This is a genomic window from Polyangiaceae bacterium (genome assembly GCA_015075635.1).
Classification (GTDB): domain Bacteria; phylum Myxococcota_A; class Polyangia; order Polyangiales; family Polyangiaceae; genus JADJKB01.
Genome location: JABTUA010000002.1, coordinates 300,669 through 326,063 on the forward strand (window position 1 = coordinate 300,669; position 25,395 = coordinate 326,063).

Genomic DNA, 25,395 nt, shown 5'->3' on the forward strand with positions numbered 1-25,395 from the left:
TCGCCGCAACACCTGCCATGGCCAGCAAATTCCAGCAATTTCTCACGGACAACCAGCTCGACACCCGTCGCCTCCTGATCGCTTCCCAGCACGTGGAGAGCCTTCAGCCCGAAGACCGGGCGGCTCGCCTCGCGAAGCGCCAGGGTGTGAAGCCGGAGGGCGAGGAGAAGCCTGCCAAGCGGCGCTCCGGGCGCCCGGTGACTCCGCGCCTGCTCGCTCAAGCCCTGGCCGGCAAGCCCGTGACGGGACCGGCGAAGACCCGCCTGCTCCGCGCCGTCAATCGCCTGCTGGAGCAAAAGAAGAAGGATCCCGCGGATCTGCGCAAGCTGTTCTGATGCCTGGGACGGGCCCGGTCGAGCGACGATCTGGGGCCATGAAGCTCTCGCGCCCGCGGCGCATCCAATCCTCTCGATGCCCGCAGCAGCTCTGCCGGTCGCCCAGTCCTGGCCCGGCGTCGTCGTGCCCCCGGCCCTGCTCCTGCCCCTGGCGGCCGAGCGCCCGGTCGCTCACACCCAACCCGTGACCGTCCGAGCCATGGACGTGGATGAATCCGAACAGCTGGTCGCTCGCTGTCAGGCGGGTGACCGGAGCGCCTTCCGCGAGCTGTTCGTGCGCCACCGCAGCGACGTCGCGCGGCTGGTCCAGCGCATGATGGGACCCGTCGCCGACGTGGACGACGTCGTCCAGGAAGTCTTCTTCCAGGTGCACCGCAGCGTGAAGGACTTCCGGGGCCAAGCGCGCTTCTCCACCTGGCTCTACCGCGTCACGGTGAACGTCGTGCTGATGCAGCGCCGCTCCGCGAAGAGCCGGCCGGTGCTGGTCGAGACGCCCGAGGGGCTGTCGCCGGTGGACGCGGGGCTGTCGCCCGACGAGGACGCGGCGCGGCGCGCGCGCGTGCAGGCCTTCGGCCGCGTGCTGGAGCAGATCTCGGAGAAGAAGCGCACGGTGTTCGTACTGCACGAGCTCGAGGGCTTGTCGGCCGCAGAGATCTCGGAGATCGTGGACGCTCCGGTCCTGACCGTGCGCACCCGCCTCTTCTACGCCAGAAAAGAGCTGACCGAGCTGCTCCGCTCGGAGCCTTCACTGGCTGCGCTGGCCGACGAGCTCTGTACCAACAAGGAGGGCGCCCAATGAGCGAGCACGGTGGTGAACCGAAGGCCCTCGAACGCGTCACCGCGGAGATGCGCGAGGCTGCCGCGCCGGAGCCGGACTGGGATCGCCTGGAGCAGCGGCTCTTCGCGCGCATCGACGCCGACGAGCGCTCGACGCGGCGCGGTCAGAGCTTCCGCATCGTCGCCGTGCTGGCCGCGGCAGCGGCCGTCCTCTTGGTGGTGAGCGGCGTCTGGCGCTCGGAGAAGACCGAGCTCGCGAGCACGCCGACCGTCGCCCCGCCGAGCGCCCGGGTGTTCGGTCCGGGCGCGACGCGCGTGGACGGAACGGCCCTGACCCCCGGCGATCAGGTCGTGGCGGACAAGCTGCCCTTGCTCGTCGATCACCCCGGACGCGCTCGCTGGACCCTCGATCCGGAGAGCCAAGCGACCATCACTGCCGTCGGCGCGGTGCTCAGCTTGAAGCTCACGCACGGGGCGCTCTCGGCGGAGGTCGTCCCGAGCACCCAACCCGAGACCTTCGTGGTCGAGGTCGAGGGCGCACGCGTCGCCGTCCACGGCACGGCCTTCCGCGTCGTCAAGAGCCCGGAGGGCGTGAACGTCTCGGTCAGCGAGGGCGTGGTCGCCGTCGGTGCGCAGGGCGACAAGCCCGGCTACTTCTTGCACGCGGGCGACTTCGGGAAATTCTCCCAGGATGGACGCAGCGGCGAAGTGAAGCGCTCCGCCGTGGCCAGCCCGGAGCCGGCGCTCGTCGAGCCGAAGCCGGCTGGCACCGCGAAGCCCGCGCTCGCCACCTCCCCCTCGGCGGCGCACGTCGAGAAGGCGCTGGACCAAATCTCCGGCGCGGCCAGCCAGTGCTTCACTGCGGTCGGCGCGCAGGGCGAGGTCCGCGTCCAGGTGCGCACTCAGCTCGAGGCGAGCTTCGGTCCCGACGGCAAGCTGCGCGCGCTCACGTTCGAGCCGCCGCTCTCGCCAACGGTCAGCGAGTGCGTGCAGCGCGAGAGCGTCAAGCTGCGCGTCCCGGAGAGCCGCCAAGGTGGCAGCGGTGGACGCGCGCTGCTGCTGGGCTCCTGAGCTTCGAAGTGCCGGCGCGAAGCGCGGCCGCGCGGTGACACACCGCTGCAGAACTGTTCGGTACGGCCTGCGTGGAAACCTCGCAGATCCACCCTTCGATGATCGGGCTCCTTCGCGTTTCCTCGTCCCCGAGCACCCAGCGCATGCTGTGCCGAGTCGAGCTTCAGGCGCAGGGCGGCGGCCGACGCTGGTATCCGTCACAATCCACCGGTGGCGGATACTAGCGATATCCGCTAGGATCGGCGTGTGGTGGATACGCGCCCGCTCTTTCAGCCCCACAGCCGCGCGCTCGCGACCTTGTACGCCGACCTCGAGACGTACGCGCTCTCGCAAGTCGAGGTCTTCGTGGGAACGGCGGGATCGCTCATCGAACGCAGCAACGCTTCCGGATTCACCTTCTACGCGCACCAGACGTACGATGGCTCCGGCCGGAGGCGCGAGCGATACGTCGCCGGGCCGGTGGGTGATGCCACCGCCGATGCTCGAGCTGAGCGGCTGCGGGAGCGGATCCGTGAGCTCAAGGCCCTGGTGCCGTCGTTCCGGCTGCTCGGCCGCGAGGGTTACGTCATCGCCGACGCCCGGACCTACGCGACTCTGGCCAGTCTGCACAACCACGGGGTCTTTGCCGCCGGTGGGATGCTCATCGGCTCACACGCGTACGGCGTGCTGCTCAATCGCCTCGGCGTGCGCGCGGCCGCCTATGGAACCCTGGACATCGACATCGCCCGCAGCGAGCGGCTCAGGTTCGCCGAGCCCCCTCAGCTCGGGTTCGTCGAGATGCTGCGCGAGTCAGGCGTCGATTTCCAGGAGGTCCCGTCGCTCGATCGCAAGCGGCCGTCGACCTCCTTCAAGCAGAGGGGACGATCGCCTTTCCACGTCGACCTTCTGGTGCCCTCGCGCGACGAGTCATACCCGGTCGTCCCCGTGCCCGAGCTCAGGGCCCACGCTACCGGGCTCCCCTACCTGCGCTACCTCCTGGCCGACGGGCAAGACGCCATGCTCCTCGCGCGCGAGGGCTGCTGTCGCGTGCGCGTGCCGCTCCCCGAACGCTACGCCGTGCACAAGCTCCTCGTCTCGAGAATGCGAAGCGGACGAAGCGTCAAATCGGAGAGTGACGTGCTGCAGGCCTGCGTGCTCTGCGCGGCGCTCTCGGAGTCACATCCCGGGGCGGTCGGCGCCGCGGTCGCCGCGGTGCCGAAGCGCGCTCGCCGCTACGTCGAGCGTGGCGTCGAGGTGGCCCGCCCGCACCTCGAGAGCCGCTACGTGCGCGCCTGGGAGGAGCTCACCGGCTGACCGAACGTCACTCGCGGCGCAGCACGACCGAGCGTTCGTCCCCGAGCACCCAGCGCATGCTGTGCTCCGAGTCGAGCTTCAGGCGCAGCTTGTCCGTGGCGCCGTCCTTGCGCTTGATGGCGAGCTCGACGTTGTTCTCGCGAACCGTCGCCACCTTGTAGGGCGCGCTGCGGGGGTCTTCGGCGGGGATGGCCACGGTGATGGTCGAGCCGGAAAACTCGAAGCTCGCCCCCTTGGCCCAGCCGGTGGCGACGGCCACGTGCTGGTCGTCGAAGTTCTCGACGCTGTCCCCGACCCAGCGACCCTCGAGCTTGTTCTGGACGGGATGCCCACAGCCCGGAAGGACCAGCGAAATCCCCACCCAACCCAAGCCCACGAGGAGGCTGCGACCCGGCACGAGCGGCATGCTCGTAATGGTAGGGGCCTCTGCCTACATCTGCCTACATTTCGGCGCAGGGAGGCGCTTCCTTGCGCGGAGGGGGCCGAATCTGCCGAATAATCCCCGCCCATGACGCCCCCGGCGGCGCCCTCCCTGGGCCAGGTTCGCAGCATCGTCGAAGGGACTTGGGAGGAAGTGACCCGGTGGATGTCCGCCAAGCCTGGCATCTTCACCCTCCCCCACCCCGAGCAGCAGATCGCGTTCGAGCTCGCCGACCGACTGCGGCGGGCGATCCGGCATCTGGTCCAGAACCACAACTGGGACCGCATGTACTTCGACGCGACCACGCTCACGTTCGAACGCGTGCCGATGCCCTTGGACGAGCGCCGCGCCCCCATCTACGTCGATACGCGCCAGCTCTTCGGCATCCCGAACCCCGCCCCGCGCGACGAGCGCGCCCCGGACCTCGCGGTGGTCGTCCAGGTGCTGCGCTCGGCGCCGGAGAACCTCGAGCTGGACGACGACGGGCGCCCGCGGCGGCTCGCGTTCAGCCCGACCAGCCTGCGGCTCCAGGGTTGGCTGCTCGAGGAGCACGTCCAGCACCTGGAGGCGCTCTCCCAGAACGCCTGCGAAGGCTTCCTGTTCGTCGTCTACAGCAACGACGCTCGGCGCCGCTCCGCCGTGGACCTGCGGGAGGTCGCTTCGTGGGCGTCCTGGCACCGGCCCAGCGAGACGCTCTGGTGGGCCACCCGGCACTTCCGCGCCAAGCCGCGCGGCGCGGTCTGACCTCCCTCACTTGCAGCAGCGCACGCCCAGGCTGTAGTCGTAATACGAGCGCGGGTGGGCGGTGACGCTCGAGTCGCAGCCTTCCCGCGTGCTCCTGGAGAAGAACCCGCCGGAGAAGCGCCCTTTCGCGTCGTCCACCCACTCGTCCAGGTTGCCGACCATGTCGAAGATGGCGTCGCTGCCCCACTCGCTCTTGCAGTCCGGCGTCTCGCCGGTCTTCCGGAGCAACGGCTTGCCGTTCGCCGTCACCTTGAGCAGGCGTGGATCGAGGTGATTGATGCTGGGGTTGCCGTGCAGCACCAGGGCCGGGTGGGACTCGCGGAACACGTTGCAGCGACCCTGCTCGTAGCGATCGCCGTACGGGAACTTGCGGTTCTTCTCGCCGCGGCAGGCGGTGACCCACTCTTCCTGCGTACACAAGCGCTTGCCGGCGTTCTCGCAGGCCTTCGCCGCGGCATCGCCGCTCACGTAACCGTTGGGGAGAGCGCCCGGCTTGACCACCGCCTTGGGCGCGAAGTCCTCCTTGAGCTGCCAGCTCGGCGGCGCGGGTACCGCCATCTCCCGGGACGCGACGCTCTCGGACTCGAGGCGCGCCTTCTGCCATTTTCCGTACTCGCGCTGCGATTGCATGCGACCGGGGTGGTAGAAGGGCGAGAGCTCGCGGCCTTGCTCCGCGTCCACCAGCGCGGACTCGTAGCGGTCCACGCAGAACCGCCCCTGCACGTCGACCATCTCCTCCGGGCAGCGCTTCGACGAGAACCCCCAGGGACCGGGCAGCACCGCCTGCCCCGGCGCGCGGGGCGGCCCGACGTCGCCGCCGTCGGGTAGGTAGAGCAGCTCCGGGGGAGGCTCGGCCGGCGGCGCCGACACCACGACCGTCGCGCCCGCGTCCGCTCGCGGTTCAGCGCTCGAGCCGCGACAAGAGACTAGAGGGAGCGCGATCCCGAGTAGCGCCCACCGAGCTCGAGACGTCCGCGCGGCCATGCCGCCCCTCTCACTTGCCGCGATAGACGATGAGCCCGTGGCTGAGGTCGTAGGGAGACACCGCGACCCGCACTCGATCTCCGGGCAGCACGCGGATGTGGTGCCGGCGCATGCGGCCGGAGAGCTGGGCTCGCACGATGGCGCCACCTTGATCCACCTTGATGGTGTACTGGCCACCGCCGAGAGCGTCCTGAATGACGCCCTCCATCTCCAAAAGATCGCCTTTGCTCATGTACTCCCGAACGCGAAAAAGGTGAGAAAGCGCGGGGAACCTGACACAAGGGCTCTGGCGATGCAAGCACCGTTCCCGCGCGCGGCGAAAAGCGCTGCGCGCTCGCGCGGCGTGGAGGTCATTTGCGGCGATCCGCGGTAGTTTTCTCCCGGTGTTCGCCGCCACCCTGTTCGACTACAACGGCGTGCTCGTCGACGACGAGGCGGAGCACTTCGGCGCATTCCGCGACGTGCTCGGGCCCCGCGGCATCGAGCTCGCCGAGGACACCTACTGGGAGCGTTACGTCGGCTACGACGACGTCGGGGCGTTCACGGCCATGCTCGCCGACGCCGGGCAAGCTGCGCCGCAGGAGCTGATCGACGAGCTCGTCGCCGAGAAGGGCTCGGTCTACATGGCGCGGGCACGCGCGCGTCTCGCGCTCTTCGACGGCGCCGCAGAGGCCGTGCGGGCGCGCGCTGCTCACGGACCCGTCGGCGTCGTCAGCGGCGCGCTCCGCGACGAAATCGAGCTCGGTCTCGGCCTCCTGGGCGTGCGCGAGCTGGTGAGCTTCGTGATCTCCGCGGAGGACGTCGCGCGCTGCAAGCCCGATCCCGAGGGCTACGAGAAGGCCCTCGCGCAGCTGCCCGCGGTACGGCGCCACCAGGTGTTGGTGATCGAGGACTCGCTGGCCGGTGTGCGGGCGGCGAAGGCCGCCGGCCTCACCTGCGTCGGCGTCGCGCACAGCTTCCCCGAGGCGGCGCTGCTCGAGGCCGGCGCCGATCTCGCGACGGCCGAGCTGCGCTTGCTCGGCGAAGCTGCCTTGGAGACCCTCGCGCGCGGACAACATGGCACTTAGGGCATGGCTGCTCGCGGCGGCGATCGGGGTCGCGCCCTCGTCGCTCCAAGCCTCGCCTCGGGTGGAGCGCGCCGCGCTGCCGCCCCGCGCGACCGGCTGGCAGGAGAGCGGCTTCGGCGCGGTGCGCGGCGTGACCATCGGTCCCATCGAGAGCGCGCTCCACCCGAACAAGGGCTACGGCAGCGAGGCCTACCAGCGGACTCTGTCCGAGGCGCGGCGCATGGGCGCGACCTGGGTGAGCCTGACGCCGTTCGGGCGCGTCTGGGATCTGGCGCCGACCGGCGTGTCCACGACCTTCGAGCTCGACCACGCCGAGAACCGCGTCGCGACCAAGCGTGCCATCGAGCAAGCTCACGAGGCCGGCCTGCGCGTGCTCCTGGTGCCGCACTTGTGGGTCGAGACCGGGGGCTGGCGCGCGCTGATCGATCCGGGCAGCGACGAGCGCTGGGAGGCCTGGGCGGCGAGCTACCGCGAGTTCTTGCTCGGCTGGGCCAAGCTCGCCGCCGAGACCGGAGTGGAAATGCTCTCGGTGGGCGTCGAGCTCCGAAGCTGGCTGACCACGGCGCGGGCGCCGAGCTTCTCGGCCCTCGTTCGAGACGTCCGCAGCGTGTACCCCGGGCTCCTGACCTACGCCGCGAACTGGGACGACGTGGACCGCACGGTCATCCTCGGCGAGCTCGACGTGATCGGCATCAACGCCTTCTTTCCGTTGGCCGAGAAGGAGGGCGCGACGCGCGCCGAGCTGATGGCAGGGGGTCGCAGTGTGGCGAGCAAGCTCGGAGCGCTGGCCCGGAGCTGGGACAAGCCGGTCATGTTCACCGAGTTCGGCTACACCACGCGGCCCAACCCGGCCATCAAGCCCTGGGAGTGGCCCGACGGCATGAGCAACGTCGTGGTCGACGAGCTCGCGCAGGCCGAGGCGTATTACGCCCTGTTGTCCGCCTTCCTCGACGAGCCGAGCTTCGCCGGCTTCTTCGTCTGGCGCCTGTATGCCGATCCCGACGACATGTCGCAGGAGGCCGAGTGGGGCTTCTCCCCGCGCGGGAAGGTCGCGGAGCTGGTGCTCCGCGACGCGTTCTCCGCACACTGGGGCGCCGACGGCCCGCGGGCGCTCGCCACGTCCACGGTGCGCTTCGGCGCGTTCGAGATCGGGAAGTACTGAACCAGCTCAGGGCGCCGAGGCGAACTTCGCGGTGCGCCGCTGCAACGCCTGGATCCGGCTCTCCGAGTCGAGGTTCGCGTCCGTGGTGCCCTTGCGCGTGCGCCACATGACGATGTCCAGGTCGCACGCCTCTGGAGAGCTGCCGCCGGTGGAATCGAGCGTGCCCTTGGCGATGGTGTGAGTCCCCGAGTCTCCGGGGATGTCGATCTCCTTGTCGAAGATGCACGACCCAGTGATCTTCATCGACATGTCGTCGTTGCTGCCGGACGGATCCCAGGTCAGCACCAGGTCGTCGTTGGCGCGGGATGGGCTGTTGGTCGGAAGCGCGCCGATGGTGAACGGCGCCGGCAACGTCGCCACGTTCCCCAGCGCGTCGTCGTCTTCCTCGCGCTCCAGCATGACCTTGAACTCGGTCTCGGCTGCGTTGGTCGGGAAGCTGGTGAGGTAGACACCCTCCGACTCGGCCTGCATGTCCTTCTTCTCGCCGCCGGCGTCGCAGACCAGCTTGTCGCCGTTCTCGAGGATCACGTAGGTGTTGCTCTCGTCGCCGCCGACGCGGAGGATGGCCTGGACCTCGGACGAAGAAGCGTTTGCAGTCACCGTGATGGTCGCCGCGATGCCCTTGGTGCGGATGTTCGACGACGAGGTGGTTTCCTTCTGCGAGCAGCCCGTGGCTGCCGCAAGAATTGCGAGGGAAATGAGCCCGATCTTCATTGCATGCCTCCCGATGGCGGACCCTCACAGCAACATCTGGGCCGCAGGTCTTTTGCCGGGGAATGCCCGGGGCAGGCTTCAGGCTGCCGGGGCAGAGCGATCGCGGGGGTGTGACCCCGAGGCCACACCGGGCTCAGTACGCCGCTTCGCCCGCCCGTAGCCCCGTCGGGATCTCGAGCGCGAGGCGCGGCACGGCTTCGTCCCCACCGGCGAGGTAGGCGTACCGCGCCAGGTTTCCGACCACCCGGCCCACGTACACCCGGGTCTCGTCGTACGGGATGCGCGCGACGAACACGTCGAGGGGGAGCTTCTCGCCGGTCTCCAGCCAGCGACTGACGGCGCTCGGACCCGCGTTGTACGCAGCGGCGCCGAGGGCCACGTTGCCGCCGAAGGTCCCGAGCACCTTCGAGAGATAGAAGCTGCCCAGGCGAATGTTGTACGCGGGGTTCGAGAGCAAGAGCGGCTCGAAGGTGAGCTCGAGCTCCTTGGCGGCGTTCCGCGCCGTGGGTGGGATGAGCTGCAAGAGCCCGACCGCGTTCGCGGGCGAGACTACCGTCGGGGAAAACGCGCTCTCCTGACGCATCACCGCGTAGAGCAGATCGTTGGGCAACCCCCACTGCTTCTCGGCGCTGCGCACCAGCTCCTCGTAGGGCCTCGGATAGACGCAGTCCCAGATCCAACGCGTGTCCGGCGCGGGCGCGCGGGCGAGGTCGGTGGGGCGCGCGGCGCGTTGGCCGACGCGGTAGCGCCGCGCGGCCGGACCGAGCTCACCGTACATGCGGCAGAGGGCCTCGTCTCCCCGCGGAGCGTACTTGCGCCGGATGTCTTCCTCTTGTCTCTCGAGCACCTGCTCGGCGTCGGTGTCGAAGCCCAGCGAGTGGAGCAGGCGCGCCTTGGCCGGGAGCTCGACCGCGAGCTCGCCCCGCACCGGACCGAGCTTCGGCGGCTCGATGGGCGGCGGCGCGGGATGACCCAGCTTGGCGAGGCGCGTGGACGCCGCGAGGGCGGCGAAGGAGAGCGGGCGTTCCTCGACGACCTTCTGGTACACACGCGCCGCGGCGGGCTTCTTTCCCGCGCCCTCCAGCGCGACCCCGGTCAGCTCCTGAATGCTCGCTCGTTCGTGATCGTTGGTCTCGATCTCGGCCAGCTTGGCCAGCGTCTTGGCGGCCTTGTCGTGCTGGCCCGAGGCCAGCCAGGCGACCGCCTGCTCGTAGTGGACCTGCCCCGAGAATCGCCCTTCTTTGGCGTGGCGCTTGGTGTAGGCCGCGTAGGCGTTGGCGGCTTCCTTCCAGCGCCCGCCGACGTAGAGCAGACGCGCAGAGAGGAAACGCCCCTGCTCCGCGTAAGGGCTGGTCTTGAAGCGCCGCGCAACCTCTCCGTAGACGGCGATGGCCTTGTCGTCCTTGTGCGCGCGGGAGAGAGCGCGCGCAGCGTGGAACAAGTCGTGGGCCGCGTGCTCGCCGCCCAGGCGAGACGCTTCGGTCAGGACCTCGGCGGCCCGCAGGAAGTCCCGGGCCTGGTAGAGCGCCCAGCCCTTGGCGTGCAGCGCCTCGGCCTTGGTCACGCCGGGGCCGTCTGCCTTGTCGATGGCCGAGAGCTCTCGCTCCACCAGCTCGACCTTGCCTGCTCGCGCCATCGCCAGCGCGCGCTCGTAGCGCTCGCGCTTGCTGAGCGCGCGCTTCGGCGCGAGCTTCTCCAAGCGCGCGTCCACGTCGCTGGCGAATTCCGCCGCGGGAGCGAACGTCGCGAGCCAGCGCAGCTCGGCGCTGGCGATGTCCGCGGCGCCCTGCTTCTCCGCGATCAGCGCGCGGGCGTGGCGCGCCTCGATCTCCACGCGGCTCGGACCGTTCTTCTTCTGCTTCGCCTTGTTGCCAGCGGTGGCCAGGCCCACCGCGCGATCCGCGGCGCGACGCGCCTCGTCGAGCTTGCCGGCGCGCTCCCAAGCGAGCGCCGCGCGGGTGAGCGCGCTCGCCGTCTTCTTGGCTTCGAAGTGTCGCGCGGCCGGCTCGAAGGGCCCGACCTTGGCCTGCGCTTCGGCGCGGTCGTCGGCGATCTCGTCGGCCAAGACTCCGAGCTGGCGCTCCAGACCGTCCAAGAGCCGGGCGGCCTCCTTGTCGTCGCCGAGCGCGCGAGCCACTCGCGCCCGCGCGAAGCGCACCTCGGGTCGGTCGCGCCCGGCGCCGAGGGCGTCGATGAGCTTGGCCGCGTCGGCGAAGCGCCCGAGGCGAATGGCCTCGGCCCACTCGCTGGGCGAGATGTCGGGGACGGCCGCGCTGGCCTCGGCGTCCGGCGGAGCGGCGGAGGGGGCGGGGGGCGCCGACGCGCTGGGGGACGGCGGCGGGCCGGAGCCGCGGGCGCAGGCCGCGAAGACCAGCGCGATCGAGGCGAAGGATCCCAGGCGCCGCATGACCCCGGGTTTCCTAGCACGCCCCGCGGGCTCGGCCGAAAATCCCGGCCCGCCGGCTCACCAGCCGAGGCGGTACTCGGCCCGGAGCAGCGCGGTGAAGTACGGCGCGTCCCCGACCCCGCCGAGCGGGTCGCTCTGGAAGCCGACGTAGGCGACCTGCACGCCGAGGCCGAAGGTCCGCGACAGCGTGTAGTCGAGCCCGAGGGGGACCGAGACGCCGAGCTCGCGTTGCTTCAAGTGGGCGGGCCATGGCCCTCCGGTGAACGCGTAATACCCGCCCAGGATTCCGAAGTAGGGCACCCACTCGAGCACGTCGAGCTTGTACACGACGCCGGCCGCTGCGGAGTAGAGCCGGGTGGGCTGGCTCTCGACCAGCTGGTGCTCGGCGGCGCCGAGCTCGAGGCGGAGATCGAACATGTCCGAGATGTCGTACGCGACGTGGACGCCCAGCATCGGCGCGGTGCCGATGTCCGACTCGATGAACTTGGCCGCGCCGATGCCGCCGCCCAAGTGCCACTGCTCTTCGTAGGCCCGCGCCAGGCGCGGCGCGCCCAGCACGGCGAGCGCGAGGCAGATTCTGGCGAGGCGGGGCCCGGGGCGGGACATCACGGGTCCGATCACAGCATGTTGACGGGGTCCACGTCGATGACCACGCGGACGGCGCGGTCGCTCGGCGCGCGCGCCACGGCGAGCAGCACCGGACGCAGGAGCGCGCGCTCCTCGCATCGCGCCATGAAGCGGAAGCGATAGCGGTTGCGCAGGCGGGGCAGCGGGGCGGTCGCGGGGCCCAGGATCTCGACCTTCGGGCCGGCGGCACGGCGGGCCACCTCTGCGAGCCTGTGCGCCGCCTCGCGCGCCCGCGCTTCGTCCACTGCGTCCACGCGCACGAGCGCGATGCGCCGATACGGCGGGTAGCCGAGCTCGCGTCGGTCCGCGAGCTCGCGCTCCACGAAGCCCGCGACGTCGTGCTTGGCGGCCAGCGCCACCGCCGGGTGGTCGGGCTGCCAGGTCTGGATCAGCACCTTCCCCGGGACGTCCCCGCGCCCGGCCCGGCCGGCCACCTGCACCAAGAGATGGAACGCCCGCTCCGCCGCCCGGAAGTCGGGCATCGCCAGCGCGGCGTCGGCGTTGAGCACGCCCACCAGGGTCACGTCCGGCAGGTCGTGCCCCTTGGTGACCATCTGCGTGCCCACCAGCACGTCGATCTCGCGATTGCGCATGCGGTCGAGCACCTTCTCGCTCTTCGCTCCAGCCGCCACGTCGCGATCGAGCCGCGCGACGCGCGCGCTCGGAAAGGTCTCCGCGAGCGCCGCCTCGATGCGCTCGGTTCCGGCCCCCTCCTCGCTGAGACGCCCGCTGCCGCAGCTCGGGCACTTGTCCGGCAGCGCCGCTTCGTAATCGCAGTAGTGGCAGCGCAGCCGCGGACGACCGCTCCGGTGGAGCGTGAGCGCCACGGCGCAGCTCGGGCACTCGGCGACCTTTCCGCAGGCCTCGCACAGGATGCTCGGCGCAAAGCCGCGCCGGTTGAGGAACAGGATGGCCTGCCCGCCCGAAGCCAACGTCTGCTCCAGCGCGCGGTGCAGCGGCAGGCTCAGGAGCCGGTGCCCCGAAGGACCGGGGCCGATGCGCTTGAGGTCCACCAGCTCGACGCGAGGCAGGCTCGCGCTCGCGCGCGCGCGCTCGGGCAAGACCAGGCGCTCGAGCTTGCCGTCACGCACGCCGAGCTCGCTCGCGAGCGACGGCGTCGCCGAGCCGAGCACCGCCACCGCCCCGGCGCGGTGGGCCCGGAGCAGCGCCATGTCGCGAGCGTTGTAGCGCACGCCTTCTTCCTGCTTGAAGGACCCGTCGTGCTCTTCGTCGACGCAGATCAGAGCCAGCCTCTCGACGGGCGCGAACAACGCCGAGCGCGCGCCGACCACGACCTTGACGGCGCCGGAGCGCAGCGACTTCCACATCGCGTGCCGATCCGCGTCGCCGAGCCCGCTGTGCATCACCGCGATGCGCTCGCCGATGCGCGCGCGAAAACGCCCCACCAGCTGCGGCGTGAGCGCGATCTCCGGGACCAGCACGATGGCCCCGCCGCCTTGCTCCAGCGTCTGCTTCACGGCGCGCAGGTAGACCTCCGTCTTGCCCGAGCCCGTGACGCCGTCGAGCAGGAAGGCTCCGCGCTGCCCGAGTCGCTCGGTGATCGCCCGCACGGCGCGCTCCTGCGGCGGCGTGAGCACCGGCGGGGTGTCCCGCTCGACGGAGAGCGAGAAGAAGGGATCGCGAGCGTCCGGCTGCTCCTCGACCACGACCAGGCCCAGCCCTTCGAGGCGTTTCACGGCCGCGCGGGCGTTGCCCCAGCGCGCAGACAGCGCGGACACGGCGCTGGGGCCGCTCGACAGGAGGTGCTCGTGGACGGCACGCGCCTGACCGCGGACCTCGGCGGGCAAGGGCAGCGGCAGCGCGCGCGCCACCCGCACCAGGCGTCCGACGGCGTCGAGCTTGGCCTCTCTGCCGAGCGCGCGGGCCGCGCTGCGCTCGACCGCCGGGAGCGCGAGCCGCATCACCTCGCCGATGGGCGCCAGGTAGTAACGCGCGAGCTCCAGCAAGAAGTCGAGCAGCTCCTCCGGGAGCACCGGCTCGGGATCCACCAGCGCGCGCACGGGGCGGATCTTGTCCACGGCGATGTCCGGCTCACGCTCGGCGACGTCGAGCACCACGCCCAGCACCCGCCGCCTGCCGAAATCGCAGAGCACGCGCGCGCCGCGACGGAGCTCGAGCCCGGCCGGCACCGAATACGTGAACGCTTGCCCGAGCGGCACCGGCACCGAGACGCGAGCGAGGAGCACGGCTCGGGGATCTACCGCATCACCACGGCGATAACGATCACCGCGAGCACGACGCCGATCAGCATCCACAAAACGAAGCTCGGGCCGCGGCTTTCGCCCGCGGGCTCGGGCTCTGAGCGGCGCGAGTGGGCCACTCCGACCAGCGAGGGCGGGGACGGCTCGAGCCGCGGCGGCAGCGGCAGCTCCTCGGCGCTCGGCTCCCGCGGCGGGGCGGGCGGAGGCACGGCCGGCGCCGCCATCCCGGCCAGCGAGTCCAGCTCGGCGTTGCCCGCGCCTTCGGCGTGGCGCTTGGCCGCGCGCTCGCGGCTGCGGCGGCGCTCGACGATCTCGGCGCCGAAGCTCGCCATCAGCCACTCACCGACACGCAGCGGGCTCGCCAGCATGCCGGCTTCGCCGGCGTAGTCCTCGAGCTCGCGGAGGAAGTCGCGCGCGCTCGGGTAGCGGTCGGCGGGGTCACGCGCCAGTGCGCGCATCACGATCCGGTGCAAGCGCGTTTCGTTTGCGAGCCCACGCGTCGGGAGCGGAGGGATCTCGGCTTGTCGAGCCTGCTCGAGCGATGGCGGTCTGCCCGCTTCGCCTCGGTAGAGCCGACGGCCGGCCAACAGCTCCCACAAGATGACGCCGGCCGCGAACACGTCCGAGCGCGCGTCGGCGCTGCCCCCCGCCGCGGCCTCCGGGCTCATGTAGCCGGCCTTGCCCTGGATGGCCTCGGTCGGCAGCTCGGCGCCCACGCCCATCGCGCGCGCGATGCCGAAGTCGCAGAGCTTCACCTCGCCGTCGAAGCTCACCAGCACGTTGGACGGCGACACGTCGCGGTGCACGATGCCGAGCGGCCGCCCGTGCTCGTCCTTCTTGCGGTGCGCGTACTCCAGGGCGCGCAGCGTCTCGATCACGATCAGGAGCGAGAACTCCACCGGCAGCGGCGTCTTGGTCCGCGAGCAGCGCTTGAGCAGGTCGGAGAGATCGAAGCCCTCGACGTACTCCATGGCGATGTAGAGCACGTCGTCCTCACGACCCAGGTCGATGACCTGCACGACGTTGCCGTGGGAGAGCCCCGCGGCGAGCTTCGCCTCCTCGATCAGGAGCTTCGAGAACTCCTGGCTCGAGGCCAGGATGGGCAGGATCTGCTTGACCACCACCAGACGTTCACCGCCGAGCTCCGTGCTCTGACGTCCGAGGTAGATGCGGGCCATCCCGCCCTCGCCGATCTTGTCGAACAGCACGAAGCGCCCGAACCGTCTCGGGAGCGACTCGCTGGACTCTGGCGGATCGGACACCACGGGCGGATCGTAGACGCGCGCGCTCGGGCGACGCCAACAAATGTCGGCGGGCGCAACAAAGCCGCCGGCTCAGCGCGCTCGCCGCCGAGCGCCCGCCTGCTCGGCGCGGACGGCCCCCAAGATCTCCGCGCCGAGATCCTTGTCGCCGACGGCTCGCGCGAGGACCAGCGCGCCGACCCAGGACGAGAGCAGCGCGATGGCGCGGCGGCGCGCGCGTACCCCACCGCCCAGCCGCTCGGCCATGGCGTCCAGCAACCCGTCGATGCGTCGAGCGAAGACCTTCTGGACGGACCTCGGCGCGCGGGCGACCTCGGCGCCCAGCGCCGGCACGGCGCAGCCGTCGGCGAGACCGGCGCGATGCTCGTCCGACAGGTAGCGCCTGCTGGCGGCGCGCGCCCACTCCTCGCCCTCGAGCTCCTCGTGACCGCGCTCGAGCAGGTTCGCGTGCGACTCGTCGAAGGCGCGCTCCAGCGACTCGATCAGGAGCTGAGCCTTGTCGCGAAAGTGGGCGTAGAACCCGCCGCGAGTCAGCCCGGCGGCCGACATGAGGCGGTCCACCCCGGTCGCCTGAAAGCCCTCCTGGCGGAACAGCCGGGAGGCGACGGCCACGATGCGCGCGTGCGTCTTCGGCTTGTGCTCCGGAGAATACGGCATGCCGAGGCGAGAGGATAACCCGAGGGCGTTCCTTCCGCCCGAGAATATGTTAGGCGACATATCCCGCTGGCGCTGAGCGCGGCGGCCAAGGAGGAGGAAGCATGTCTCATCACAACATCGGTCGCGTCGTGTGGCGCGAGATCATGACGGACGACACCGACCGGGCGAAGGGCTTCTACGGCGAGCTGTTCGGCTGGAAGTTCGAGGACATGCCCATGGGGGACATGACCTACACCATCATCAAGAAGGGCGAGCAGGGCCTGGGCGGCCTGATGAAGAAGCCGATGCCGGACGCGCCGGCGGCCTGGCTCTCCTACGTCTCGGTGACGGACGCCGACCTGGTGGCCAAGACGGCGGCGGCCGAGGGCGGCACCGTGGTGGTCCCGCCGACGGACATCCCCAACGTCGGCCGCTTCACCGTGTTCGTGGACTTCGCGGGCGCGGCCATCGCCGCGCTCAAGGGCGAGAGCGAAGGCCCGCCCATGCCGGAGCGCCCCGGCGTCCACGAGTTCTGCTGGGAGACGCTCTCGACCACCGACATCGATCGCGCCGCGGCGTTCTACGCCAAGGTGTTCGGCTGGCAGAAGAAGCCGGGGCCCAGCGCCGGGATGACCGTCCTCGGCACCGAGGCGTCGATGGTCGCCGACGTGCAAAAGGCAGAGAACATGCCGCCGAGCTGGCTGACTTACGTGGTGGTCGAGAAGCTCGAGCCGGCGAACGAGCGCGTGGCGAAGCTCGGCGGCAAGGTGCTCATGCCGCTGATCGAGGTGCCGAACGTCGGGCGCATCTCCGCCGTGCAGGATCCGACGGGCGCGGTGCTCGGCCTGTTCCAGCCGAGCATGTGATCGGCGTCGAGCGAGTCGGCGCTGGGGAGAGCCTCGGCGCCGCGCTCGTGGCTAGGCAGTCCCGAGCGCGACGATGTCGCGATTCTCCAGCACGGGCGCGACGGCAGCTCCCTGGAGAGCTGCCTTCAACATCGCGGCTGCCAACACGTCGGAAGCGACACCGACGTTCGGGTAGACGACGCGCAGCACCGGATAAAGCCCGCGCATCAAGCGATAGCTGAAGTTCGGCTCGATACGAGGTGTGACCGGGTAGATGTAGCCGGGACGGAAGATGAACACGCGCGGGAAGCCCTTGCCGAGGAGCGCTGCTTCGGCAGCGCCCTTGTAGCGCGCGAACGCCATGCGGCTCTTCCCGGTCTGATCGGCGCCCTGCCCGCTCAGGAAGCAGAACGTCGCGCCGGGACTCCGGGCGAACAGCGCCCGCGCGAAGGCGACGGTGTAGTCGAGCGTGACCCTCCGGAGCTCGTCGTCCGGGAGCTGCCCGGTGTACGCGCCCAGGCAATACAGCGCGACATCCTTGCGCTCGAGCGCGGCGGTCACGCCGGAGTAGTCCAGGAAGTCCTCCTGCAGGACCTCCTCGAGCTTCGGGTGGCTCACGCCGGTCGCGCGCCGGCCGAGGGCAGTGACCCGACCGACGCGAAGGTCATCGAGCGCGCCTCGTAGGACGAGGCCACCGACCATGCCGGTGGCGCCGACGACGAGCAGGTTCTTGGGGATCATGGGCCCGTGCCGGGCGAAGGGGGGCAGCTCCCGCGGCTGCCCCCAGCCCCCGTCACTGACAGGCGAGGTTCTTCGTGCCGGTGTTCGGGTTGCACGAGAAGTCGTCGCAGTCGGCGAAGCCGTTGTTGTCGTTGTCCTTGCCGTCGCTGCACTCGGCGTAGCTGCTCTCGGTCACGCAGACCGTCACGAAGGCGTTCTGCGAGCACGAGAAGTCGTCGCAGTCCGTGAAGCCGTTGTTGTCGTTGTCCTTGCCGTCCTTGCAGGTGACGTCGTTGGCCTCGGCGTTGCACACGGTCACCACCGGGTTCTTCGAGCAGCCGAAGTCCTTGCAGTCGACGAAGGTGTTGGTGTCGTTGTCCTTCGTGTCGCTGCACTCGGCGTCGGCGAGGGCCGGCCACTGCGACTCGGGCGGCATCGGGCTCGCGGGCTGGCCCGGCGAGGTCTTGCTGCACACCACGATGCCCTCGGACTGACACGACTTCTCGGCGCAGTCGATCTTGCCGTCCTTGTCGTTGTCGATGCCGTCGGAGCAGGTCTTGTTGTCGCCCTCGACCGGCATGTCCTTGCAGTCCACCGCCTCGATGGCGTCGAGGCAGCCGAAGTCGCCACAGTCGGTGAAGCCGTTGCTGTCGTTGTCCGTGCCGTCGCTGCACTTCGTCTTGACCAGCGCGGGCCAGTTGGCCTTGGGCGGCAGCGGGCTCACCGGGGTCGAGCCGTTGCACACCACGATGGCTTCCTTCTGGCAGTCGGTGTCGGCGCAGTCGATCTTGCCGTCAGCGTCGTTGTCCTTGCCGTCGCTGCACGCGGCGTTCGTCTTCTCGCCCTTGCAGACCAGGCGGTCCTTGCAGTCGAAGTCGTCGCAGTCGATCTTGTTGTCGCCGTCGTCGTCGGTGCCGTTCGAGCAGAGCGCGTTCGAGTTCTCGACGGGGCCCGCGGGGCACACCGTGGGCTTGCCTTCGCAGTCGAAGTCCTCGCAGTCAGTGAAGCCGTCGTTGTCGTTGTCGCAGCCGTCGGAGCACATCGCGTCGGTGTCTTCCTTGGCGCCCGGCGCGCAGCTGCCGCCGTCGCCGGAGGAGCCGCCGGTGTTGCCGCCACCGCTGCCGCCGGTGTTTCCGCCGCCGGTGTTGCTGCCGGCTTGGCCACCCACGGCGCCGCCGAAGCCGCCCGCGTTGCCGCCGCCTCCGGAGCCGCCTCCGGAGCTGCCGCTCTCCGCGCGACATGCACCCATCGCGCTGAGCGCGATCAGACCGATACCCATCAGTGCCACCGACAACGGCTTCATGTGTCGCTCCTCGGGAAAGCAAGTTGCGACCGGCAAAGCACCGACCGCAGACGACGGGCGTAGCACGCCACGTCCGGCAATCCTGCGACGATTTGCTGGCGTTGGCCAGGCATTCCGGCGGCCGCCGAGGGTTTTCGGGAGGTTCGCCCGCGGGCGCACGTGGTGCGCGCAGTCAGTCCACGGCGCGGGCCTCGACCGGTCGGCGCCGGAGCGCCTTCGTCTCGGTCAGCAGGTACTCGGTGCCAAGAGTCCCGTCGGCGAACAGGTTGACGCTGCGCGAGGTGGCGTCGTCGAAGTCCCAGCAGGTGACCTCCATGCCCCGGTAGTCGTACACCGGGTTACCACGGTGGAAGCGCACCGGACGATGCCCCGGCAGGACTAGCCAGCGCCGCGTGTGACCGAACAGCCGCCGCACCACGAAGCGACGCACGCCCAGCTCGGCGCACTGGTCGAGGAAGGAAGAGATGTCGTGGGCGTTGTGCTCGTTCACCACCGCGGACACCTTCACCGGGATCCGCGCCTCGCGGAGGATGGCGCCGAGGTCCGGCACCCGGCGCGAGCCCATCATCTTCTCGTACACGTCCGGGTCCAGGCTGGGCAGGGACAGGCAAGCTCGGTCGTAGCGGTTGAACACCTCGAGCCGCTCGAGCGCTCGCGCGCCGTTGGTGTGCACCGAGAAGCGGGCGTTCGGGTGAAGCCGCTCGCGCAGGAGCGCGAGGAGCTCGCCTTCGTAGCGGTAGAGCTGCGGATCGCTGGTGGTTCCGGTGAAGACGATCTCCGGGATGGCGTGCTCGTTCACGCAGCGGATCAGCGCGTCGAGGCCTCGCGGCGGAAAGACCTTCAGGTTCGAGCGGTTCGCTCGCTCGGGCACCTGCTTGCCGATGCAGAACGGGCAGGCGCGGTTGCAGGGCCCCGCGAACAGCACGTTCGCGAAGTCAAACACCGCTCGCCTCCGCGCCGGCCACGCGCAGCGAAATGCGCCGCTGCCGCGCGAAATCCTCGGCCCGCTCCGGGTCGCGCTCGACCAGGTAGGCCTGCACGCTGGGGGCGAAGAACAGCGAGATCACACCGTTCACGTTCGCCGCGCCCTCCGGCGTGAGCCGGAGCGAGCGCTCCGTCCACTCCATCAGGCCGCGCCCGAGCAGGAAGGCGATCTCGTCCGGGAAGGCGTCGCAGAGCTCCAGCCCGAACTTGTCCGCGAACGCGCGCCGGTCGATCTCGCCGAAGTAGAAGCTGACGGCGCACATCTTGGCCATCGCTTGGCAGCGCGGCAGGTCGTAGAGATCCTGGAGCGGCAGTCGGCCTCGCGCGACGCTGCGCAGGTAGGGAGTGAGGTTCTTGCCGACGGCGCCGTCGGCATACGAGAGCGTCCGGTGCGAGTAGCTCTGCGCGCCGAGGCCGACTCCCAGGTAGGGCAAACCGTCGCGCACGCGGCGGGTGAGGTAGCTGGAGGTACCGACGTCGCCCGGGATGCGAGAGAGCGTGGTCTTGCCCGGGTTGGCGTGATAGCCGGCGTCGGCGAGCACGCGCTTCGCCAGCTCCCCGAGCACGCGCACCTTTTCCAGCGTGACCTCCGCGGCCTGGTGGGAGATGCGCGTCAGCTTGTAGCGCATGCGGTAGAGCGTGATGGCGTCGGGCCCGAGCGAGACGGCGTGCTCGAGGGTCGCGCGCCAGCCCTCCGGGGTCTGACTCGCGAAGCCGTACATCAGGTCCACGTTGAAGCGCTCGAAGCCCGCGCTGTGGATGTTGTCGGCGGCGCGGCGCTGCTCCGTCACGCCGTTGCCGTCGCGCCCGAGCGCGCTGAGCAAGCTCTGCTCGGCGACCTGCACGCCCATGCTGATGCGCCCGAGGCCGAGCTTCGGCAGGCCGGCGATCTTGTCCGGCTCCCGCGCCGCGATGCGCGGCGTCGTCTCGATGCTCGGCAGGACGCCGGTCGAGAGCCGAATGCGAGCTCGGACCGCCTCCACGATGCGCGCGATCTCTTCGAGCGGCAGCCAGGTCGGCGTCCCGCCGCCGAGGTCGAGCCCGTGGAAGCGCCGCTCGCCCAACCCGAGAGCCGCGTCCCAGAGCGCGAGCTCGGCGAGCAGCGCGTCCACGTAGGCGCTCGCGCGCGCGGCCTCCTCGCGCTTGACCACGGTGTACTCGCAGAACGCGCAGCGCGTCTCGCAGAAGGGAACGTGGACGTACAGGCACAGGTCCTCGATGCCGGCGAAGGCGGACACGGCGACCTGGTGCTGCTCGGCCTCGCGCACCCGATAGGGTGACAAGGTCCGCTCGTGCGCTATTGGGTAGGCGGTGTTGGAGACGTGGTGATTCCGCAAGCCAGCTTCCAACACGCGCTCGGGGTCCCCCCGCCGGAGATCGGCGGGAGCAGCCTCGGCCCAGCTCACTCCGCGCCCCGCTCGAGCTCGAGGGAGCGAAGCCCGCCGGAGACGTAGCCGGCGCCCGCTCGACCCCGCTGCTCGGCGATGCGCGCCGCGAGATAGCCGCCGCGGCCCGCCTCGTCCACGAACAAGAGCTTCCCCTCGTCCGGCAGCTCGGCGAAGCGCTGGCGCAGCGACATGAGCGGGATGGCAAGGGCACCCGCCAGCGGCTTGCCACCGGCGGGTCGAACGTCCACCAGCACGACGCCGCTCCCTTCTTGCCGGAGCTCCGCCGGCGCCACCGCGCGTGCGTCGCCGTGCTGGCTCGCTGAGGCCACCGTCGCCGCCACGTTCACTGCGTCGCGGGCGGCCGAGAACGGCGGCGCGTAGGCGAGATCGAGCTCGGCGAGATCGGTCACGGTGAGCCCGCCGGAGAGCGCCGTGGCCAGCACGTCCACGCGCTTGTCCACACCGTGCTTCCCGCACAGATCGGCGCCCAGGAGCCGCCCCGTCTTGGCGTCGTGCCGGAGCTCGATGCTGATCGGGGACGAGCCCGGGAACCAGCTGTCGTGGCTCGGAGCGTGTACGCGGCTGACGACGACGCCCTTCTTGGCGGCGCCGTGGGGCAGCCCCGTGCGCGCGCACACCACGTCGCCTGCGCGCACGATGGCGGTGCCGAGCACTGGCAACATCTTCAGCCTGCCGCCCGCGGCGTTTGCCCCCGCCACCTGCGCGGTCTTGTCGGCGATGGACGCTTGCGCGATGAGCGCGCGCTTGCCCGTCACGGCGTGCTCGACGCTGGCGCAGACCCCGCAGGCGTACACCCCCGGCAGGCTCGTGCGCATGCGGGCGTCCACCGTCACGCTCCCGTCCGGCAGGAGCTTCGCGCCGGCGCGCCGGAGCAGCTCCGTGCGGGGTGCGATACCCGCAGCCGCGATCACGAAGTCCACCGGGACGCGCTCCCCGTTGTCGAGCACCAGCGCGCTGACTTCGTCGCCGTTCCGCTGGGCCTGCACGACCTTCGCGCCGGTGACGACGCGAGCGCCGAGCGCTGACAACGCCTCGGCGGCCAGGACCGAGACCGCCGGCGCGAAGCCGCCCAGGATGCGCGCCCCCGACTCGACGAGCACGACGTCCGCGTGGTGCCGGAGCAGGCCGTCCGCCGCCTCGACGCCGAAGAACCCGCCACCCAGGATCGCCACCCGGCGCTTGCCCGCCGCGACGCGCTCGGCGATCGCCGCGAGATCCACCAGGGTGCGGAAGCGGAACACGTTCGCCGCACCCGCGACCGGCTCTGGCACGATGGAGTCCGCGCCGAGGGCGTAGACCAGCGAGTCGTACTCCAGGGTCTCCGCTCCGAGCTCGACGACGCGACGCTTGGCGTCGAGCCGCGTCACCTCCACGCCGGTCCGGACCTCGATGCCGTAGACGTCGCGGAACAGAGCTGCCGTCTCCCGGTTCAGATCCCCGAGGGACGGTACCTCCCCCGACAGGTGGTAGGCGAGACCGGCGGCCGCGTAGCTCACCGCGTCGGCGCGCTCGATCAGGACGATCCTCGCGTTCTCGTCGGTCTCTCGCGCGCGTGCCGCTGCGGTCGGACCCGACTGCGCGCCGCCGAGAACCACGATGGTGCGCTGCTTCTTCATGACCAGAGCTCTCCTCCCTCGCGCCTGCCGGCGGCGATCCCCGTCGTGATAGTCACCGCTCGGCTGGGCGAGCAAGCAGGGCCGGCTCCTGTGGGGAAAGCTCGCAGATCCACCGCCTGTGCCGCTCGCGGTGCACGGCGCGGCCGTTGACCCAGTTTCCCGAACCCGCCCACTTCGAAGACACCTCGGCCGTCGACGCCGCCGGGCGCGTGCTCCTGGATTCGGGGTACCTCGCGCAGCGCATCGGCGGGCCCTTCGAGCGAGTGGTGGACGGCATCGGGGAGAAGAAGTGGAAGCTCGACGACTGGGGCGAGCAGCTCTACCTGGACACGCCGGTGACGGCGTTCTTCTGGGGCGGTCGCGGCATCATCGTCACGCAGTACCCCGAGGTCGCCCTGCACGTGATCGACCCCGAGCCGACGTGACGCGGCGGCAGGATCTCGGCAGCGGTCAGTGCTGCCCGCCCGTCCCGGGCCCCTTGTCCAGGCCGAAGCCGTCGTGCAGTGTCCGCACGGCGAGCTCCGTGTACTTCGAGTGGATCAGGCAGCTGACCTTGATCTCGCTGGTGCTGATGGCCTGGATGTTGATGCCCTCGGCCGCGAGCAGGCTGAACATCTGCGAAGCCACGCCGGCGTGCGAGCGCATGCCGAGCCCCACGATGCTGACCTTGACGATGTCGGGGTCGTACTCGACCGCGGCGCCGCCGAGCTGGCGGGCCTTCTCCTCGATCAGATCCTTGCAGCGGGCGAGATCCGTCTTGGCCACGGTGAAGGTCACGTCCGTGGTCGTGCCGCCTTCCCGGGACGGGCTCTGGATGATCATGTCCACGGACACGTTGCGCTCCGCGAGGGAGCCGAACACGGCCGCGACGATGCCGGGGCGATCCGGCACGTTGATGAGCTGCACCTTGGCTTCGCCCTTGTCGTAGGCGACGCCGGCGACGACCACTGCCTCGAGGCCTTCTTCGTTGGTGACCATGGTTCCCGGGTTGTCGTTGAAGGAGGAGCGCACGTGGATCGGCACTCCGTATTTCATGGCGAGCTCGACCGAGCGGATCTGGAGCACCTTGGCGCCGAGGGAGGCCAGCTCGAGCATCTCCTCGTAGCTGATGCGGTCGATCTTGCGGGCCGACGGGCAGATGTTCGGATCGGTGGTGTAGACCCCGTCCACGTCCGTGTAGATCTCGCAGACGTCCGCCTTGATGGCCGCGGCCACCGCCACCGCCGACGTGTCCGAGCCGCCGCGCCCGAGCGTGGTGATGTTGCCCTCGGGGTCCACGCCCTGGAAGCCCGCGACCACGGCGATCTGCCCCTTGTCGAGCGTGCTCCGGACCTTGCTGCCCTCGATGGTGTTGATGCGCGCCTTGGTGAACGCGGCGTCCGTCTGGATGTTGACCTGGTGGCCGAGCAGGCTGCGCGCCTTGCCGCCCTGGGCGTGGATGGTCATGGCGACCAGCGCTGCGCTGACCTGCTCGCCGGTCGCCGCCAGCGCGTCCAGCTCGCGCATCTCCGGGGTGGGGCTCACCTGGTGGGCCAGGCCGAGCAGGCGGTTGGTCTCGCCGCTCATGGCGCTGACGATCAGGACCACGTCGTTGCCCTGGCGTTGGCACGCGAGGGCGCGCTCCGCCACGACCTTCATGCGGTCGAGGCTGCCGACCGAGGTGCCTCCGTACTTCTGGACGACGAGAGCCACGTTGCGGCCTCGCGTTTAGCGAAGGCGCCCGAGTGCGTCAACGCCGCTCTGACTCGAGCGCCGCGAGATCGGCCGGGACGTCCACGTCGTCCACCACGCCGGGGTCGTCCACCGGCAGATCCCCGAGCGCGCCGAGCACGTCGCGGGGGGACGCCGTGTCCGGAGCCGCCAGCAGATCGCGAATCGCATCCAGCGACAGGAGCACCGGGTGCCCGCCCCGTCCGCCGAACACTGGGCGCAGCGCGCGGCGCGGGGCGGCGCGATGGCTCGCGACGAGCTCTTGTACCGTCTGGGCACGCACGCGCGGGTGGTCGAGCAGTGAGAAGAGCACCGCTTCGAGCTCAGGCTCACGCGCGGCGAACGCCAACCCGACCTGCAACGAGCTCAGCATGCCGCGCTCGGGGTTCGGGTTGTGCAGCACGGCGACGCCAGACAGCTCGGCTTCGATCAGCGCGGCGTGGGGCGGCGCCACCACGACGCAGATCTGGTCACAGCCGCCGTCGCGGAGCGCCGTGATGGCGCGCGCGACGAAGGTCTCACCGTCGAGGACCGCGAGCGCTTTGGGAGAGCCCAGGCGCGAGGAGCGCCCAGCAGCGAGCACGATGCCGACGAGCACGGCGCGAGATTGCCACGGACCCGAGCGGCGCGCTCAGCCGGCCAGGCGGGCCAGCTCGCCCAGCCGCCCGAACCCGTGGCGATACGCCGGCGGGATGGGCGGGAGCCGCTTCAGATAGGCCGAGAGCAAGAGCTTGGAGAACGGCGAGATGGCCGTCAGCTCCAGGCCGAGCCCGCGCCGGGTCTCACCGGGGCGGCGCCCGTGAACCACCCGCGCGACGACGGCCTCGGCGTCGATGTAGTCGCGGATCCCGGGGAGCTGGAACGAGACGATGACGGGCTCGCCCGTCAGGACGACGTCGGCCGGCCCGACCAGGAGCCCGTCCGGGGAGACGTTCTCGATCACGTCGGCGACCAGGTTGAAGTCGCGCAAGCGCACGACCTGACACGGGATGCGGGTGGTGCGGCGCACCGTCCGGGGGGCGAAGCTGAGGCTTTGCATGCGCGTGGGATCGTAGCCGCCGCGGCGTGAGCGGGGCCAAGTCCCTG

At 70.6% G+C, this 25,395-nt stretch carries 25 protein-coding genes and 1 pseudogene; 9 read left to right on the forward strand and 17 right to left on the reverse strand.

Features of this window, described 5'->3' with window-relative positions:
- Positions 1–17: 17 nt before the first annotated feature.
- The 4 genes and pseudogenes from HS104_17605 (at position 18) to HS104_17620 (ending at position 3,476) form a co-directional block, all read left to right on the forward strand.
- Positions 18–335 (forward strand): hypothetical protein, encoded by a 318-nt coding sequence (locus tag HS104_17605; GenBank protein ID MBE7481781.1) that lies wholly within the window; start codon positions 18–20, stop codon positions 333–335.
- A 76-nt stretch (positions 336–411) separates the two neighbouring features.
- Positions 412–1,124: pseudogene (locus HS104_17610) on the forward strand (sigma-70 family RNA polymerase sigma factor).
- Between the two features lie 6 nt (positions 1,125–1,130).
- Positions 1,131–2,183 (forward strand): FecR domain-containing protein, encoded by a 1,053-nt coding sequence (locus tag HS104_17615; GenBank protein MBE7481782.1) that lies wholly within the window; start codon positions 1,131–1,133, stop codon positions 2,181–2,183.
- 249 nt (positions 2,184–2,432) lie between these two features.
- A complete protein-coding gene (locus tag HS104_17620; protein ID MBE7481783.1) occupies positions 2,433–3,476 on the forward strand; it encodes a hypothetical protein in 1,044 nt (347 codons plus the stop codon).
- 7 nt (positions 3,477–3,483) lie between these two features.
- Here the strand turns inward: HS104_17620 and HS104_17625 are convergent, their stop codons facing one another.
- Positions 3,484–3,882: a hypothetical protein gene (locus tag HS104_17625; protein MBE7481784.1), complete on the reverse strand. Its 399-nt coding sequence runs from the start codon at positions 3,880–3,882 to the stop codon at positions 3,484–3,486.
- A 102-nt stretch (positions 3,883–3,984) separates the two neighbouring features.
- On the opposite strand from HS104_17625, the gene HS104_17630 reads away from it, so the two are divergent.
- Positions 3,985–4,641, forward strand: coding sequence for a hypothetical protein (locus HS104_17630; protein ID MBE7481785.1), 657 nt, complete (start codon positions 3,985–3,987; stop codon positions 4,639–4,641).
- Positions 4,642–4,647: 6 nt separating this feature from the next.
- Here HS104_17630 and HS104_17635 read toward each other — a convergent pair whose 3' ends face one another.
- Together HS104_17635 and infA are read right to left on the reverse strand one after the other, a co-directional pair.
- Complete coding sequence (locus HS104_17635) at positions 4,648–5,511, reverse strand: SUMF1/EgtB/PvdO family nonheme iron enzyme (GenBank protein MBE7481786.1); 864 nt, start codon at positions 5,509–5,511, stop codon at positions 4,648–4,650.
- 124 nt (positions 5,512–5,635) lie between these two features.
- Positions 5,636–5,857, reverse strand: a complete 222-nt coding sequence (infA, locus tag HS104_17640) for a translation initiation factor IF-1 (protein ID MBE7481787.1) — start codon at positions 5,855–5,857, stop codon at positions 5,636–5,638.
- 151 nt (positions 5,858–6,008) lie between these two features.
- Here infA and HS104_17645 point away from each other — a divergent pair, with 151 nt between their 5' ends.
- Both HS104_17645 and HS104_17650 read left to right on the forward strand, forming a co-directional pair.
- Positions 6,009–6,692 carry an HAD family phosphatase gene (locus HS104_17645; protein ID MBE7481788.1) on the forward strand — a complete coding sequence of 228 codons (684 nt, stop codon included), beginning with the start codon at positions 6,009–6,011 and terminating at the stop codon, positions 6,690–6,692.
- On the forward strand, positions 6,682–7,854 hold the full coding sequence (locus HS104_17650) for a hypothetical protein (protein ID MBE7481789.1): 1,173 nt from the start codon (positions 6,682–6,684) through the stop codon (positions 7,852–7,854). The genes HS104_17645 and HS104_17650 overlap by 11 nt, the downstream gene beginning before the upstream one ends.
- Positions 7,855–7,860: 6 nt before the next feature.
- Here HS104_17650 and HS104_17655 read toward each other — a convergent pair whose 3' ends face one another.
- From HS104_17655 to HS104_17680, 6 genes are all read right to left on the reverse strand, one after another.
- A complete protein-coding gene (locus tag HS104_17655) occupies positions 7,861–8,568 on the reverse strand; it encodes a hypothetical protein (GenBank protein ID MBE7481790.1) in 708 nt (235 codons plus the stop codon).
- A gap of 133 nt (positions 8,569–8,701) precedes the next feature.
- The gene (locus HS104_17660; GenBank protein ID MBE7481791.1) at positions 8,702–10,975 is read right to left on the reverse strand and encodes a transglycosylase SLT domain-containing protein; all 2,274 of its coding nucleotides are present in this window, start codon (positions 10,973–10,975) and stop codon (positions 8,702–8,704) included.
- 57 nt (positions 10,976–11,032) lie between these two features.
- Entirely contained in the window at positions 11,033–11,581 is a 549-nt protein-coding gene (locus HS104_17665) for an outer membrane beta-barrel protein (protein ID MBE7481792.1), read from the reverse strand.
- Between the two features lie 11 nt (positions 11,582–11,592).
- Positions 11,593–13,809 carry a primosomal protein N' gene (gene priA, locus HS104_17670; GenBank protein ID MBE7481793.1) on the reverse strand — a complete coding sequence of 739 codons (2,217 nt, stop codon included), beginning with the start codon at positions 13,807–13,809 and terminating at the stop codon, positions 11,593–11,595.
- A gap of 11 nt (positions 13,810–13,820) precedes the next feature.
- Positions 13,821–15,086: a serine/threonine protein kinase gene (locus HS104_17675; GenBank protein ID MBE7481794.1), complete on the reverse strand. Its 1,266-nt coding sequence runs from the start codon at positions 15,084–15,086 to the stop codon at positions 13,821–13,823.
- Positions 15,087–15,158: 72 nt separating this feature from the next.
- Positions 15,159–15,743 carry a TetR/AcrR family transcriptional regulator gene (locus tag HS104_17680; protein ID MBE7481795.1) on the reverse strand — a complete coding sequence of 195 codons (585 nt, stop codon included), beginning with the start codon at positions 15,741–15,743 and terminating at the stop codon, positions 15,159–15,161.
- A 101-nt stretch (positions 15,744–15,844) separates the two neighbouring features.
- Here HS104_17680 and HS104_17685 point away from each other — a divergent pair, with 101 nt between their 5' ends.
- On the forward strand, positions 15,845–16,588 hold the full coding sequence (locus tag HS104_17685) for a VOC family protein (GenBank protein ID MBE7481796.1): 744 nt from the start codon (positions 15,845–15,847) through the stop codon (positions 16,586–16,588).
- A gap of 51 nt (positions 16,589–16,639) precedes the next feature.
- On the opposite strand, the gene HS104_17690 is transcribed toward HS104_17685, so the two are convergent.
- The 5 genes from HS104_17690 to HS104_17710 form a co-directional block, all read right to left on the reverse strand.
- Positions 16,640–17,308: a hypothetical protein gene (locus HS104_17690; protein ID MBE7481797.1), complete on the reverse strand. Its 669-nt coding sequence runs from the start codon at positions 17,306–17,308 to the stop codon at positions 16,640–16,642.
- Between the two features lie 52 nt (positions 17,309–17,360).
- A complete protein-coding gene (locus HS104_17695) occupies positions 17,361–18,590 on the reverse strand; it encodes a hypothetical protein (protein ID MBE7481798.1) in 1,230 nt (409 codons plus the stop codon).
- Between the two features lie 172 nt (positions 18,591–18,762).
- A complete protein-coding gene (locus HS104_17700; GenBank protein MBE7481799.1) occupies positions 18,763–19,533 on the reverse strand; it encodes a radical SAM protein in 771 nt (256 codons plus the stop codon).
- Positions 19,526–20,857, reverse strand: coding sequence for a radical SAM protein (locus HS104_17705; protein ID MBE7481800.1), 1,332 nt, complete (start codon positions 20,855–20,857; stop codon positions 19,526–19,528). The genes HS104_17700 and HS104_17705 overlap by 8 nt, the downstream gene beginning before the upstream one ends.
- A gap of 119 nt (positions 20,858–20,976) precedes the next feature.
- Entirely contained in the window at positions 20,977–22,599 is a 1,623-nt protein-coding gene (locus HS104_17710; GenBank protein ID MBE7481801.1) for an FAD-dependent oxidoreductase, read from the reverse strand.
- 146 nt (positions 22,600–22,745) lie between these two features.
- Between HS104_17710 and HS104_17715 the strand changes: the two genes are divergently transcribed.
- On the forward strand, positions 22,746–23,024 hold the full coding sequence (locus HS104_17715) for a hypothetical protein (protein ID MBE7481802.1): 279 nt from the start codon (positions 22,746–22,748) through the stop codon (positions 23,022–23,024).
- Positions 23,025–23,049: 25 nt separating this feature from the next.
- On the opposite strand, the gene HS104_17720 is transcribed toward HS104_17715, so the two are convergent.
- The 3 genes from HS104_17720 to HS104_17730 are packed head-to-tail and all read right to left on the reverse strand — an operon-like array spanning position 23,050 to position 25,348.
- The gene (locus HS104_17720; protein MBE7481803.1) at positions 23,050–24,291 is read right to left on the reverse strand and encodes an aspartate kinase; all 1,242 of its coding nucleotides are present in this window, start codon (positions 24,289–24,291) and stop codon (positions 23,050–23,052) included.
- 37 nt (positions 24,292–24,328) lie between these two features.
- Complete coding sequence (locus tag HS104_17725; protein ID MBE7481804.1) at positions 24,329–24,907, reverse strand: nucleotidyltransferase family protein; 579 nt, start codon at positions 24,905–24,907, stop codon at positions 24,329–24,331.
- A gap of 33 nt (positions 24,908–24,940) precedes the next feature.
- Positions 24,941–25,348 (reverse strand): PilZ domain-containing protein, encoded by a 408-nt coding sequence (locus HS104_17730; protein MBE7481805.1) that lies wholly within the window; start codon positions 25,346–25,348, stop codon positions 24,941–24,943.
- Positions 25,349–25,395 lie beyond the last annotated feature (47 nt).

What these genes read in the sequence shown, in the direction of transcription:
- HS104_17685 (MBE7481796.1), top strand. Translation starts at nt 15,845, where the DNA reads ATGTCTCATCACAACATCGGTCGCGTCGTGTGGCGCGAGATCATGACG.
- infA (MBE7481787.1), bottom strand. Translation starts at nt 5,857, where the DNA reads ATGAGCAAAGGCGATCTTTTGGAGATGGAGGGCGTCATTCAGGACGCT.
- HS104_17730 (MBE7481805.1), bottom strand. Translation starts at nt 25,348, where the DNA reads ATGCAAAGCCTCAGCTTCGCCCCCCGGACGGTGCGCCGCACCACCCGC.
- HS104_17695 (MBE7481798.1), bottom strand. Translation starts at nt 18,590, where the DNA reads ATGAAGCCGTTGTCGGTGGCACTGATGGGTATCGGTCTGATCGCGCTC.
- HS104_17650 (MBE7481789.1), top strand. Translation starts at nt 6,682, where the DNA reads ATGGCACTTAGGGCATGGCTGCTCGCGGCGGCGATCGGGGTCGCGCCC.
- HS104_17655 (MBE7481790.1), bottom strand. Translation starts at nt 8,568, where the DNA reads ATGAAGATCGGGCTCATTTCCCTCGCAATTCTTGCGGCAGCCACGGGC.
- HS104_17615 (MBE7481782.1), top strand. Translation starts at nt 1,131, where the DNA reads ATGAGCGAGCACGGTGGTGAACCGAAGGCCCTCGAACGCGTCACCGCG.
- HS104_17630 (MBE7481785.1), top strand. Translation starts at nt 3,985, where the DNA reads ATGACGCCCCCGGCGGCGCCCTCCCTGGGCCAGGTTCGCAGCATCGTC.
- HS104_17625 (MBE7481784.1), bottom strand. Translation starts at nt 3,882, where the DNA reads ATGCCGCTCGTGCCGGGTCGCAGCCTCCTCGTGGGCTTGGGTTGGGTG.
- HS104_17660 (MBE7481791.1), bottom strand. Translation starts at nt 10,975, where the DNA reads ATGCGGCGCCTGGGATCCTTCGCCTCGATCGCGCTGGTCTTCGCGGCC.
- HS104_17665 (MBE7481792.1), bottom strand. Translation starts at nt 11,581, where the DNA reads ATGTCCCGCCCCGGGCCCCGCCTCGCCAGAATCTGCCTCGCGCTCGCC.
- HS104_17690 (MBE7481797.1), bottom strand. Translation starts at nt 17,308, where the DNA reads ATGATCCCCAAGAACCTGCTCGTCGTCGGCGCCACCGGCATGGTCGGT.
- HS104_17680 (MBE7481795.1), bottom strand. Translation starts at nt 15,743, where the DNA reads ATGCCGTATTCTCCGGAGCACAAGCCGAAGACGCACGCGCGCATCGTG.
- HS104_17710 (MBE7481801.1), bottom strand. Translation starts at nt 22,599, where the DNA reads ATGAAGAAGCAGCGCACCATCGTGGTTCTCGGCGGCGCGCAGTCGGGT.
- HS104_17605 (MBE7481781.1), top strand. Translation starts at nt 18, where the DNA reads ATGGCCAGCAAATTCCAGCAATTTCTCACGGACAACCAGCTCGACACC.